This is a genomic window from Blautia faecicola, from assembly GCF_004123145.1.
Classification (GTDB): Bacteria; Bacillota; Clostridia; order Lachnospirales; family Lachnospiraceae; genus Oliverpabstia; species Oliverpabstia faecicola.
The window spans coordinates 3,339,116-3,352,750 of the sequence record NZ_SDKC01000001.1 but is presented as its reverse complement, the minus strand read 5'-3'; the positions used below and the strand labels follow the sequence as shown (position 1 = coordinate 3,352,750).

At 45.9% G+C, this 13,635-nt stretch carries 10 protein-coding genes; 9 read left to right on the top strand and 1 reads right to left on the bottom strand.

Translation table 11 applies throughout. The annotated features are described in order from the left end of the window. Positions 1–2: 2 nt before the first annotated feature. The 5 genes from ETP43_RS15030 to ETP43_RS15010 all read left to right on the top strand — a co-directional run bounded on the left by ETP43_RS15030 (position 3) and on the right by ETP43_RS15010 (position 7,117). Complete coding sequence (locus ETP43_RS15030; protein ID WP_129259639.1) at positions 3–2,273, top strand: hydratase; 2,271 nt, start codon at positions 3–5, stop codon at positions 2,271–2,273. A 1,471-nt stretch (positions 2,274–3,744) separates the two neighbouring features. After that, entirely contained in the window at positions 3,745–4,419 is a 675-nt protein-coding gene (locus tag ETP43_RS15025) for an RluA family pseudouridine synthase (protein ID WP_129259021.1), read from the top strand. A gap of 211 nt (positions 4,420–4,630) precedes the next feature. Then, on the top strand, positions 4,631–5,845 hold the full coding sequence (locus tag ETP43_RS15020) for an ABC transporter substrate-binding protein (RefSeq protein WP_129259019.1): 1,215 nt from the start codon (positions 4,631–4,633) through the stop codon (positions 5,843–5,845). A 134-nt stretch (positions 5,846–5,979) separates the two neighbouring features. Further along, complete coding sequence (locus ETP43_RS15015) at positions 5,980–6,624, top strand: DUF3786 domain-containing protein (protein WP_129259017.1); 645 nt, start codon at positions 5,980–5,982, stop codon at positions 6,622–6,624. A gap of 40 nt (positions 6,625–6,664) precedes the next feature. Continuing rightward, positions 6,665–7,117, top strand: coding sequence for a GNAT family N-acetyltransferase (locus ETP43_RS15010; protein WP_243114310.1), 453 nt, complete (start codon positions 6,665–6,667; stop codon positions 7,115–7,117). Between the two features lie 105 nt (positions 7,118–7,222). Here the strand turns inward: ETP43_RS15010 and ETP43_RS15005 are convergent, their stop codons facing one another. Beyond that, on the bottom strand, positions 7,223–7,765 hold the full coding sequence (locus ETP43_RS15005; protein WP_164979741.1) for an isochorismatase family protein: 543 nt from the start codon (positions 7,763–7,765) through the stop codon (positions 7,223–7,225). Between the two features lie 130 nt (positions 7,766–7,895). Here ETP43_RS15005 and ETP43_RS15000 point away from each other — a divergent pair, with 130 nt between their 5' ends. From ETP43_RS15000 to asnS, 4 genes are all read left to right on the top strand, one after another. Then, positions 7,896–8,321: a hypothetical protein gene (locus ETP43_RS15000; RefSeq protein WP_129259013.1), complete on the top strand. Its 426-nt coding sequence runs from the start codon at positions 7,896–7,898 to the stop codon at positions 8,319–8,321. Positions 8,322–8,469: 148 nt separating this feature from the next. Continuing rightward, positions 8,470–9,648 carry a class I SAM-dependent methyltransferase gene (locus ETP43_RS14995; RefSeq protein WP_022398831.1) on the top strand — a complete coding sequence of 393 codons (1,179 nt, stop codon included), beginning with the start codon at positions 8,470–8,472 and terminating at the stop codon, positions 9,646–9,648. After that, positions 9,645–12,116 carry a cysteine peptidase family C39 domain-containing protein gene (locus ETP43_RS14990; RefSeq protein ID WP_129259011.1) on the top strand — a complete coding sequence of 824 codons (2,472 nt, stop codon included), beginning with the start codon at positions 9,645–9,647 and terminating at the stop codon, positions 12,114–12,116. The genes ETP43_RS14995 and ETP43_RS14990 overlap by 4 nt, the downstream gene beginning before the upstream one ends. Positions 12,117–12,239: 123 nt before the next feature. Next, complete coding sequence (asnS, locus tag ETP43_RS14985) at positions 12,240–13,631, top strand: asparagine--tRNA ligase (protein ID WP_129259009.1); 1,392 nt, start codon at positions 12,240–12,242, stop codon at positions 13,629–13,631. Positions 13,632–13,635: the final 4 nt, after the last annotated feature.

The window sequence follows — 13,635 nt, the reverse complement described above, 5'->3', positions numbered from 1 at the left end:
TGATGATTCAATTACTGGAAGGCGGTACCTACCTGGTCAATGGAACCGAACTGGTAGAACCGGCAAAAGCAGTAGCACAGGGACTTCCTGCGCCGGAAGAAGCAGCAAAACAGACTATGGCCTACAATATTTTAAAAGACCATAATACGTCTGGAAACATGGAAAAACTGCAGATCAAATTTGATAAGCTGACATCCCATGATATCACTTTTGTAGGAATTATTCAGACAGCAAGAGCCTCAGGACTGGAAAAATTCCCGGTACCGTATGTACTGACCAACTGCCACAACTCTCTGTGTGCCGTTGGAGGAACCATCAACGAAGATGACCATATGTTTGGTCTTACCTGCGCGAAAAAATACGGCGGTGTCTACGTTCCGCCTCATCAGGCAGTTATTCATCAGTTCGCCAGAGAGATGCTTGCCGGCGGCGGCAAGATGATTCTGGGATCCGACAGCCATACCAGATATGGTGCACTGGGTACGATGGCTATGGGCGAAGGCGGACCGGAACTGGTAAAACAGCTGTTGTCTAAAACTTACGATATCAATATGCCGGGCGTTGTCGGCGTCTACATGACCGGAGCACCGATTCCGGGTGTTGGTCCGCAGGACGTTGCACTGGCAATCATCGGAGCTGTATTTAAAAACGGCTTTGTAAAAAATAAAGTAATGGAATTCGTAGGACCGGGTGTGGCAAACTTAAGCGCAGATTTCAGAATCGGTGTGGATGTTATGACCACAGAGACGACCTGTCTGTCCTCTATCTGGAGAACCGATGACAAGATCGAAGAGTTCTATGCGATCCACGGCAGAAGCGAAGACTACAAAGAACTGAATCCGGGACCGACTGCATATTATGACGGTATGCTGGTGGTAGAACTGGATAAGATCCGTCCGATGATCGCGATGCCATTCCACCCAAGCAACACATATACGATCGATGAGTTAAATGCAAACCTGATGGATATTCTGGACGATGTCGAGAAAAAAGCACAGGTGAGCCTGGATGGAAAGATTGACTTTACGCTGAAAGATAAAGTACACGACGGAAAACTGTATGTAGAGCAGGGAATCATCGCAGGATGTGCCGGCGGCGGATTTGAAAATATCTGTGCGGCTGCGGATATCCTGAAAGGCGCAAGCATCGGAGCAGATGCCTTTACCCTGAGCGTTTATCCGGCAAGTACACCGATCTATATGGAACTGGCGAAGAACGGAACATTGGCAACACTGCTTGAGACAGGTGCAATCGTAAAAACTGCATTCTGTGGTCCGTGCTTCGGCGCTGGCGATACACCGGCAAATAATGCATTCAGTATCCGTCATTCAACAAGAAACTTCCCGAACCGTGAAGGTTCCAAGATCCAGAACGGTCAGATTTCTTCCGTAGCTCTGATGGATGCACGTTCTATCGCAGCGACAGCAGCAAACAAAGGCCGCTTGACTCCGGCTACTGAATATGCGGGAACTTACAGCAATCCGAAATATTACTTTGACGGAAATATCTATAAGAACAGAGTCTTCGACAGTAAGGGTGTTGCAGATCCGTCTGTAGAGATCCAGTTCGGACCGAACATCAAAGACTGGCCGCAGATGCCGGCACTGGCTGAGAACCTGATCCTGAAAGTTGTATCTGAGATCCACGATCCGGTTACCACTACCGATGAGCTGATTCCGTCCGGAGAGACTTCTTCCTTCCGTTCCAACCCGCTGGGACTGGCAGAATTTACCCTGTCCAGAAAAGATCCGGCTTACGTGGGACGCGCAAAAGAAGTACAGGTAGCAGAAAAAGCTATCCAGAACGGCGAATGTCCGGCAGAAGCACTTCCGGAACTGAAACCGGTATTTGGAACGATCCATACAAAATACCCGCAGGTGGACAAGACCAATGTTGGCGTTGGTTCTACGATCTTTGCTGTAAAACCGGGTGACGGTTCTGCGCGTGAACAGGCTGCTTCCTGCCAGAAAGTTCTTGGCGGATGGGCAAACATCGCCAATGAATACGCAACAAAACGTTATCGTTCAAACCTGATCAACTGGGGTATGCTGCCATTCCTGATCCCGGAAGGAGATCTGCCGTTTGCCAATGGCGATTATCTCTTCATCCCGGATGTACGGAAAGCAGTAGAAGAAAAATGGGACAGCATCACTGCATACAAAGTAGGAGAAGAACTGACACCATTTACCCTGGCACTGGGCGAGCTGACCGATGATGAGCGCGAGATCATCCTGAAAGGCTGCCTGATCAACTACTACAGAAGCGAAAAATAAGAGAATGAATAAATAAGAAGAGCCGGATTCCTGGAGCAGATGTAAACCAGGGATCCGGCTTTTTGTATGTGCACAGGATTGTATTTGTCGTGCAAATTGTATAAACAATTATAATAATAACGAATATATAGACAGTATAAACATAAATATTTAAACTATAATAAAAAAATATAAGAAAAATCATGAAAAAGTGTTGACAAATATGGGCCGGTCTGTTATTATAAACTCAACAAAAAACAAAACACCTTATCAAAAACATCAACACCCCATTTTCTATGAAAGAGACGAGAAATCTTCATAAGAAGAATGGAAAAGGAACTGATAAAAAAATAGAATCCGAAAGATTCTAATTAAGAAAATCAATTGAATCGGATTTCCGGAAGGTTTGGGAGGTAAAATCAGAACGTGAGGTAACAGATTTTATTCAAACGTGGAAAGAAATCAAAAACAATATTTTCTTAAATCAGAACAAAAAGATCTGTATTTTCTATCAGGATGGAAAAGATAAGAACCCAAAAAAGAAAAGGAGGATAAAGCCATTGTACTAAGAACATAAACTTATCATTGTAAGCCTGGTAAGAGAAAGCATTCCCCGCACAGAAAGACCTTTTATGAAGAATGAAAAAAGAAAAAAGATGCCAGATAGAGCATACGGATTAGATAAAAGGTAACAAGAGCTTCTCCTTACAGTGAATACATTACCACAAAAATAATAGAAAAGATTTTAAAAGATGTGTAAAGAAACATTTTTTAAAAGAATATGAGTTCACTGAATAGAACTATATAGAAACCATAATAGTAATTATTCGGAACGAAGAGAAAAGTAAAATGCAAAGGCTATATCCGATAGCAGGTGTATTTGAAAAAGATCTTAAAAGAGATATAATGAAAAACGTTCTGTATAGCATAGGAAAGTGAATATCCATATTTTGAAAAATTTATAAACGTCAATTATAAATTTGAAGCTGGCTATTATTCTTTATATAGATATAACATTTCTAAGTAAGTAAACGAAAAAACTTACGAGCAGGGAAGAAAGAGAAAATCAATTTATATAGATAAAATTGAATAGGAACTCTGAAAAAACATTCCTACATAAAAAAGTATATAAAATATCCTAAAAGAGTAAAGAAAAACAACCTTACAAAATAAAAATAGAAAAATAAAAGAAAGAGAAAAAGAGGTTTAGACAATTGAATAAAGAAGATCATTAGAACAGCCGTTATATCGATTGAGATGAGATGTAGCGGCTGTTCGTGTTGTGTTGTATATTAACAATTGCTCCGGTTTTGCGTAAACGAAGAAAGAAAAAGTTGTGGAACAGATTTTGGACATTGTAGAAAGGGAAAATTACGTTTATAATAAAAGTTCATGGATGGTCGGTGCAAAGAAAAAACACTGTCTGAATATAGACGATGCACCGGGAGAACAATGATTTTCGAGAACAGAGAAAAAGGAATGGAGCAGAGAGATGGTACGATGGTCGGCAAATGATATTATATATGAAGACGAACAGATCCTTGTGTGCAGGAAGCACAGCGGTATGGCGGTGCAGAGTGCACGGATCGGGCAGATGGATCTGGAGAGTGAGCTGAAGAATTATCGAAAGGGAAAGTATATCGGAATCGTACAACGGCTCGATCAGCCGGTGGAAGGGATTCTGGTTTTCGGAAAGACGCCGCAGGCTACGGCGGCTTTGAATAAACAGCATCAGAATGGTGCGATGAAAAAAGAATATCTGGCTGTCTTTACAGGGACACCGGCAAAAGAAGCGCGGGGGATCTGGGAGGATTATCTTGTAAAAGACGGCAAAACGAATACCTCGCGGGTGACAGGAAAGCAGGACAGGCTGGCGAAAAAAGCGGTGTTGTCTTATGAGATCCTGGACTGGAAGAGAGACCGGGGACTGGCGAAGATTCAGCTTGGAACCGGGCGACATCATCAGATCCGCGTGCAGATGGCGCATCACGGTATGCCACTGTGGGCAGACGGAAAGTATAAGAAAAAAGAAGAACTGCTGGAAGAGGAACAGGGGACAGCGATCGGACTGTGTGCCTGGAGACTGGAATTTGCACATCCAAAGACCGGAAAGAAAATGAAATTTGAAGTGCAGCCGGAGGGGGTATGCTTCCGGGATTTCCTGTAAGTGATTGGAACTGTCCGATGGACAGGATTCCGCGAAGAAACGGGATAATGTACGAATGATTAAGAAATTGGACACAGAAAAATCAAGAAAACTTAAAGAACGCCTATGGACTATTTTGGACGGTCATGTATAATAGAGACGATACGGAAACTACACGTATCCGGCAAAGAAAAATATTTGCCGGAAGTATATTGCGTAAGGGGAATGTAAGATGAGAAGAAAGATAGGAAGAATATTAGTACCCGTAATGGCAGCGATGCTGGTGTTTGGCGGGTGTGGAAATACAACAGTAGTAACAGACCGGGTGACGGAAAATCAGACTCATAAAGCAGAGAACGAAAGCAACGAACCGGCGGAAAAAGAACCGGCAGAGGATGAGGACGAACTGAACGAAGAGAATCAGGAAGAACAGGATAAGCAGGATTCCGAGGAAGATGCAGATGAAGAAAAAGCAGAGATTCCGGAAGAGAGCAGCCTGAATATTGATTATACATCGGTGGACGGTCTGCGTATGGAAAAAGGCAGCAGAATCTCCGCGGTGATCAAGAACACAGACTCTGATTACTGGAAAGCAGCGAAAAAAGGAATGGAACAGGCTGTTTTGGATCTGAATGAATATCTGGGATACAAGGGTGACGATGCGATCACCTGTACGATTGAGGGACCGAAAGATGAAGGCGATGTCGATGATCAGGTCAATATCCTGGATATGGTACTGACGGAGAATCCGGCGGTGGTATGTCTGTCAGCAGTTGATATGAGTTCCTGCCAGGCACAGCTCGAGGCGGCACAGGAAGATGGAATTCCGGTTGTGATACTGGATTCCGGTGTGGAGAGCGATGACGATCTGGTGTATGCATATTGCGGAACGGATAATAAGGCAGCAGGTGCAGAGGCGGCAAAACAGCTGTGTGAAGCGATCGGAGATGAGGGTGAGGTGGCAGTGATGTCCCATATCCAGCTTTCTCAGAGCAGCAAAGACCGTGTAGATGGTTTTCAGGAAGAAATCACAAAGAATCATCCGAATGTCCGTGTGGTAAGTGTAGACTATCAGTTGACCAAAGATGATGATCCGACAGCGGAAGAATCGATTGAAGCAGTGCTGGAAAAATATCCGGATCTGAAAGGATATTATGCGACAAATCAGGCAACCAGCGAGGCAGTGCTTTCCGTTCTGGACAACTATTCCGACCGTTCCATTAAGATGATCGGTGTGGATATGGGCGATACGCAGAAAAAAGCGATTGAGGATGGTAAAGAAGTCGGAAGTGTATGCCAGAATCCGTATGGTATGGGTTATGCAACCATCGTAGCAGGTGCAAGAGCAGCTCTGGAACTGGAGAGTGATAAAAACATTGATTCCGGATTCCAGTGGATTGATAAGAACAATATTGATCTGGAAGCGTATGCAAGATACTTGTATTAAGAGATAGCATTGTCGGGTGTCGTGAAAAATTCGAAAGATAAGGCAGTGTCAGATAAAATAGAAGCTAAGTTTAGAAACAGGAAAGATGCGGGTAGCGAGTTTGCCTGCATTTTCTGTATAAAGGGTGCGATAAAATGACGAAAGAATATGAATCGAATTATGAGAAAGTGACGGAAGACTGGAGAAACCGCTTCCTTGCCATGGATCAGGAAGATCTGATCGAGCGGTTTCAGCTAGAACATGATGCGGACTGGCTGTATCTCCGGTATCTGGGACAGCCGTTGAAGATTTCACGCAGATCGGGAGAGATTCTGTTTGCGGACAGAGGGGAACTGCCGGGATTTAACACGGCTATGACGGCATACAATATGTTTTACTATGCAAAAGAGCATCCGGTGGCGGCAGGAGAGCTGGTTCCGTTCCGTCAGGTGAAACGGGTATATCCGTTTGAACGTGCCTATCAGAAACAGATTCTGGAACCATTTACCAGAACGTTTTCCGGGCATGTGAAGGAATTGCAGGAGGCGTGTGAGAAACTGGGCGGTACGAGACTGCCGCAGGGAGATGCAGGGTATCGGATCCCGGTATATCCGTATTTTGATGTTGCTGTGCTGTTCTGGGATAAAGATGAGGAGTTTGAGGCACAGGGAAATATGCTGTTTGATGCGAACATCACGGATTTTGTCCATGAGGAGGATGTGGTGTGTATCGCCGCGGATGTGGTGCAGTATCTGACACAGGCGGCAGGTCTGGAAGAGGTTAAGATTTATGTAGGTTAAGGAGTACGAAAGGTACGTCAGAGGCGATAAGGAGAGAAAAATGAAGATTCGTGCAATGCAGTTGGAAGATATGGAAGAAGTTGTTGGGATGATGCGGGTGTTTTATGATTCGCCCGCAGTGATCCATGTAGCACCGGATGAGATCCTGAGACAGGATGTAAAAGACTGTGTGGGAGAGTGTCCGTATATCGAAGGCTATATTTTTGAGGAAGACGGGAAAATCCTGGGTTACAGCATGGTGGCAAAGAGTTATTCTACCGAATACGGCGGTATGTGCGTCTGGGTGGAAGACCTTTATATGAAAGAAGAAGCGAGAGGGCTGGGAATCGGCACAGCATTTTTCCGTTTTCTTGATGAGAAATACAAGGATCAGGCGGTGCGGTTCCGCCTGGAAGTGGAAGAAGATAACGAGCGGGCAGTGGCAGTCTACAAAAAGGCGGGATATCAGCCGTTGCCGTATATGCAGATGACGAAAGAACAGGAAAGCATGTGATTTGACGAAAGGAAATGAAAGAAAAACTGGGACAGCAGCCAGACAATGGTGCTGTCCCGGTTTTGCGTTCCGCCACAGAAGATCTATTTTAAGGGCGCAGGCACTTTATTTGATCAGTGCAGAAATCTCCTTAAATTTCGGATGCATCGAAGTCTCCATCAGTTCAAAGAGAATCGCCTCATAACTGGTGACAACCGCGCCCGCCTGTTCCATCCGGCGGATGGCGGTCTCCTGATCGGAGGGTTTTCTGGAAGAAACACAGTCTGCGAGCAGAAAAACTTCGTATCCAAGGTGCAGAAGATCCAAAACAGTCTGCTCCACGCAGATATGAGCCTCCACGCCACAGATGATCACCTGTTTTTTGTGTGCGTCCTGAAGTGTTTTGCGGATAATCTCATCGCCAAGGCAGCTGAAAGTTCGCTTTTCGAGCCAGGAATCGGTTCCGGCTGCTGTAAAAAGAGAGGGTGCGGACATCCCCAGTCCTTTGGTGTACTGCTGGGTGATCAGGATCGGGACATCCAGGAGACGGAGTCCTTTTAATAATAGTTCCGTATGCTGAAGAACTTCCTCGCCGTTATGGATGGCGGGAAGAAGACGTTCCTGTTCGTCGATGGCAAGGGCGATGGCGTGCTGCTGTCTGATTTTCATAAAATACCTCCATAAGTTTACATAATGCGGAACCCGATTGGTGATGATCAGCGGAATTCCGCTTTTGAGGTTACTATAGCATAAAAATTTGGCGCTGCATATATTATAAAAAAGGAAAGAGGTGGATGGCATGCAGTATGAGCAGCCCATTCCTTTTTACATGGCGTATCCCTTTTTGTTGCCGTTGGATCAGGAGCAGGCACAGGAAAAAGATCTGCAGGTGATGCGGTCTTTTTATTCCCGCCGGGCAGCGAAGATCCAGGAGAAGGTGGATCGGGAGTGCGACCGGATGGAGTATGATGGCAGCATGATGTTTGACGAGTATCCGGACAAATTTATGATGGAACACATCTGCAGAAAGATTGAACAGGAAGTGCTGAAAGAGGAAGAAGGAAATACCCCTGCTATTATAATAGAAGAAACGTATCAGGGCGGACCGGGTGCGTGCGGAAACAGAAGAGAGGAAGAGGGGCTTCGGGATCTGATTGGAGTGATCTTATTTAACGAGATGTTCCGCAGACGGAGCCGCCACAGAAGACGAAAACGATTTTATTAACAGAACTTTAATACAAAAATAAAATTTGGGTGTTGAGGTTTACAGGGAAAACCTTTAGAATAAGAAAGTAAACAGAGAAGGGAACACCCGGAACTGTTTTTTGGAGATTATAATTAAGAATCAGCGGCAAGACCGCAGGAGAATATAGATGACAGAACTGAAGAAAATATTGAGCATATATCTGGATCTCTATCTGCACCAGATTATTATAAGCGGAGCGAGAACAAAGGAAGGGGCGTCCAAGATACGGATTCGCCCCGTAGTTATGAAGGACAAACTGTATTTTCAGTGTACAAGTACTGTAGGTACGAAGGAAATTCATGAAAATTACGAAAAAGAGCGTTTGCTGGAAGCCATAGAGGGCTGGATCACCACGGATTTCCGGCAGTTGCAGCTGGAGAGTGAACTGGGAAGTGTGAATGTCCTCTCGAGCAAGAAGGGAAAACTCACGATCAAGGAGAAAAAGAAAAAAATCGAGGGAAATCTTTGCGACAAGCCGATTCGTATGGAAGCGTTGTCCCATAACCGGAAAAAACGATACATTCTGGAAGAGGGAAAACCGGTAGAATTTCTGATTGATCTGGGCGTTATGACCAGAGAGGGGAAAATTGTACACAGCCGGTATGACAAATTCCGCCAGATCAACCGTTTTCTGGAATTTATCGAGGATATTTTACCGAAGCTTTCGAAAGACCGGGAAGTGACGATCCTGGATTTTGGATGTGGCAAGTCGTATCTTACCTTTGCAATGTATTATTATCTGCATCAACTGCAGCAGTACGATGTACGGATCGTCGGACTGGATCTGAAAGAAGATGTGATTGAAAAATGCAGTGCGCTGGCAAAGAAATACGGTTATAAAAAACTGACTTTCTGCCAGGGAGACATTGCTTCTTATGAGGGCGTTGACCGGGTGGATATGGTGGTGACGCTTCATGCATGCGATACAGCGACGGATTATGCGCTGGCGAAAGCGGTTGGCTGGGGGGCTTCCGTGATCCTGTCAGTGCCTTGTTGTCAGCATGAACTGAACCGGCAGATCCACAATGAAGTGATGGCTCCGGTATTTTCCTATGGAGTGCTCAAAGAGCGAATCGCTGCGCTGATGACGGACGGTCTGCGGGCGCAGATGTTGGAGCAGGCGGGCTATGATACACAGATTCTGGAGTTTATCGATATGGAACACACGCCGAAGAATCTGCTGATCCGGGCGGTTTATACCGGTAAAAAGAAGGAAAACGACGAACAGCTGCGCAGCTGTCTGGATGCGTTCGGACTGCATCCGACGCTGGAACGGCTTCTGAAAGAAGGAGGTCGGGAAGCATGAAAAAGGGGTTATTAAAAGCGGGAGTACTGTTGCTGCTGTTTGCGGCAGCGCTGGGAGGAACAGCAGCGCTCATCAACCGGGAAAAAATTGTGGGAACGAGACAGATGGAGGAAGTGAGTCTTCCGATTCTGTATATGGAAGTATCTGATACAAAGGTAAATCCGATGTACGGATATGCAAATGAGATGGAAGAGCAGTATATGCGTGACAGCCTGACACCGCTTCCGACGGACAGAAGTCTGACGATGGTGATGGATCCGAAGAACGCATCGGTAAAGACGGTGAGTTACCGGGTATCGACGGCAGACGGAACGGAAGTTGTGGAGACAAGTAAGATCAGCAAACTGAAAAAGACAGACGGGGAGATCCGGGCGGATTTTCAGCTGGAAACACCGATTTTGATGAATCAGGAATACACGCTTCGGTTTGATGTGACACTGGATAACGGGGAAACGTATTATTATTACACCCGTCTGTTGCAGCGGGCAGGAACCAATATTTCGGATTATCTGGAATTTGCGGATAATTTTTATCAGACCTGTCTGGATTCCGAGAATGCGTCCACGCTGGCAGCTTATCTGGAACCGGATGAGACACAGACGAACAGCACCTATGAAAATCTGAATATTCATTCCAGTTTTGACCGGATCACCTGGGGGACGCTGGATATGAAACTGGAAAAAGAGGCAGTGCCGGTCATCAAGGATATGAATGAGACCACCTGCAGTATTGATCTGACGTATGTGCTGTCAGATACGCCGGAGGACGAGACGACCGATTATTATAATGTAACAGACTTTTACCGGATGCGGTATGCGCAGTCGCGCGTGATGCTGCTGGACTTTGAACGAAATACACAGGAGTTGTATGACGGAAAGCATACGGAACTGACCAGCAAGGGAATCAATCTGGGTGTTGCGGACAAGGATGTGCAGTATCAGTCCAATAAGAGTTCGGACATTGTGGCGTTTGTTCAGGAGGGCGAACTGTGGAGTTATAACCGCAGTGCCAACAAAGCGACACAGATCTTCAGCTTCCGGGACGGTGATCTGGATGAGCGGGAGAACTTGCAGGAACACGGGATCAAGATTGTCCGCGTGGAAGAATCCGGGGATATTGATTTTGTTGTATACGGTTACATGAACCGAGATGTACATGAGGGTGAAGTCGGAATCGCGGTTTACCATTACGGAGCAGAACTGAACCAGGTGGAAGAAGAACTGTTTATTCCGATGAAGAGTTCTTATGAATACCTGAAAGAAGATATGAAACTTCTCTCTTATGTGACCAGAGATGACATGCTGTATGTGATCCTGGAGGATGATCTGTATCAGATCGACATTAAACAGAAAGATTTTCAGATTGTGAAAGAAAACCTGATCAAGGATCGGTATGTGGTATCCAAATCACAGGCAAGTATCGCCTGGATGGATCAGGAAGACGAAAATGCAGGTACACAGATCACGGTGATGAGTCTGGAACAGGGAGAGACTTATACGATCCAGGCGCAGTCCGGGCAGAAGATCAAGGCACTTGGATTTATGAATGAGGATCTGGTGTACGGAATCGCCAACGACAGCGATATTGTGACGGATAACGCGGGCAATACGATATTTGCCATGACTACCGTCCGGATCGAACAGTTTGGCGGGGAAGTGGTCAAGGAACATCATGAGGATAAAGTATGGGTCAGTGATGTGAAGCTGGAGGAAGGTCTGCTGGAACTGGAACGGGTACAGTGGGAAAACGGCGCGTATGTGGCGATCAGCAGTGATCATATCATGAACAACTTACAGATCCGGGAAGAACAGGTAACGCTGCGTCTGATCACGACGGAGCGGAAAGCCACACAGATCGGTCTGGACTTTGAAAAGAGCGTGACCAGCAAAAATGTGCTGTATCTGGCATCAAATCTGGAAAATCAGGAAACGTACAATGTACTTTCGATGGAACTTACAAGACCGGATTCCAATATTTATTATGTCTATGCAAAAGGTATGCTGGACAGCACCTGGAGCAGAGTCAGCGATGCGATCAACCGGGCAGATGCGCAGATGGGCGTGGTACTGAACCGGCAGCAGCAGTATGTATGGGAGCGCGGAAACCGTCAGGACAGTTATCAGGCAAATCTGGACGAAGTGCCATCCGTGGTACTGAGCGGAACCATTGATGAGGATACTCTGCAGCAGTCTCTCGGAGATGATTATACCGTGATGAATCTTACCGGCTGTTCCCTGGACAGCGTACTGTATCAGGTCAGCAAGGGCAATCCGGTGATCGCCAAGGTATCAGATACGGTAAATGTGGTCATCATAGGTTACAACAGCAAGAATACGATCCTGTACTATCCGGCAACGCAGGAACAGGGCTACTTCGGTATGCAGGACAGCACAAGCCTGTTTGAAAGTGCCGGGAATGTATTTGTCGGATATATGGACAATCTGGGAGCGGCAAGTAAAAGCGAATAGCGGAAACGTACGAATAAGAAACTTGAATAGCTTCATGAAAAATGATACAATAAATGCAATATGGGCAGTTTGCAGGTACGGGCAAGCGGTCCTGAAAAATGTCAGAGAGGGAGGACTTTTGTTATGCAGCTTACAACTGTCAGAGAGATATACAAAAACCGGGAAGCATTCCTGGATAAAGAGATTACCGTAGGAGGATGGGTACGAAGCGTACGTGACTCCAAAACATTTGGATTTATTGTTCTGCACGATGGAACATTTTTTGAAACTTTACAGGTGGTATACCACGATTCCATGGAGAACTTTGCAGAGATCTCCAAACTGAACGTAGGTGCAGCCATCATCGTAAAGGGAACTCTGGTGGCAACCCCACAGGCAAAACAGCCATTTGAGATCCAGGCAGCCGAGATCAGCGTAGAGGGCGCTTCCGCACCGGATTATCCGCTGCAGAAAAAACGCCACAGCATGGAATACCTGCGTACAGTTTCCCATCTGCGTCCGAGAACCAACACTTTCCAGGCCGTGTTCCGTGTACGTTCCCTGATCGCTTATGCGATCCACAAATTCTTCCAAGAGAGAGGATTTGTCTATGTGCACACTCCACTGATCACAGGAAGCGACTGTGAAGGTGCTGGTGAGATGTTCCAGGTAACCACCATGGATCTGAACAACATTCCGAAGACAGAAGACGGAAAAGTAGATTTTTCCAAAGACTTCTTCAATAAACCGACCAACCTGACCGTAAGCGGACAGCTGAACGGCGAGACTTATGCACAGGCATTCCGTAACATCTATACATTCGGACCGACCTTCCGTGCAGAGAACTCCAACACGACCCGTCATGCAGCAGAGTTCTGGATGATCGAGCCGGAGATCGCTTTTGCAGATCTGGACGATGATATGATCCTGGCAGAATCCATGCTGAAATACATCATCCATTACGTTCTGGAAAACGCACCGGAAGAGATGAACTTCTTCAACTCCTTCATCGACAAAGGACTGTTAGACCGTCTGAACAACGTGGTAAATTCTGAATTTGCCCGTGTAACTTACACAGAAGCCATCGATATTCTGACGAAGAACAACGACAAATTCGAATACAAAGTGTCCTGGGGATGCGATCTGCAGACCGAGCATGAGCGTTATCTGACTGAGCAGGTGTACAAACGTCCGGTATTTGTTACGGACTATCCGAAGGATATCAAAGCGTTCTATATGAAACTGAACGATGACGGCAAGACCGTGGCAGCGGTTGATTGTCTGGTACCTGGTATCGGTGAGATCATCGGCGGAAGCCAGAGAGAGGACGACTACGACAAACTGGCAGCGCGTATGGACGAGCTGGGTCTGAACAAAGAAGACTATGGATTCTACATGGATCTGAGAAAATACGGCAGCACAAGACATGCCGGATTCGGTCTTGGATTTGAGCGTTGTGTGATGTATCTGACAGGAATGGGTAACATCCGTGACGTCATCCCGTTCCCAAGAACAGTAAATAATTGTGATTTATAAGTAA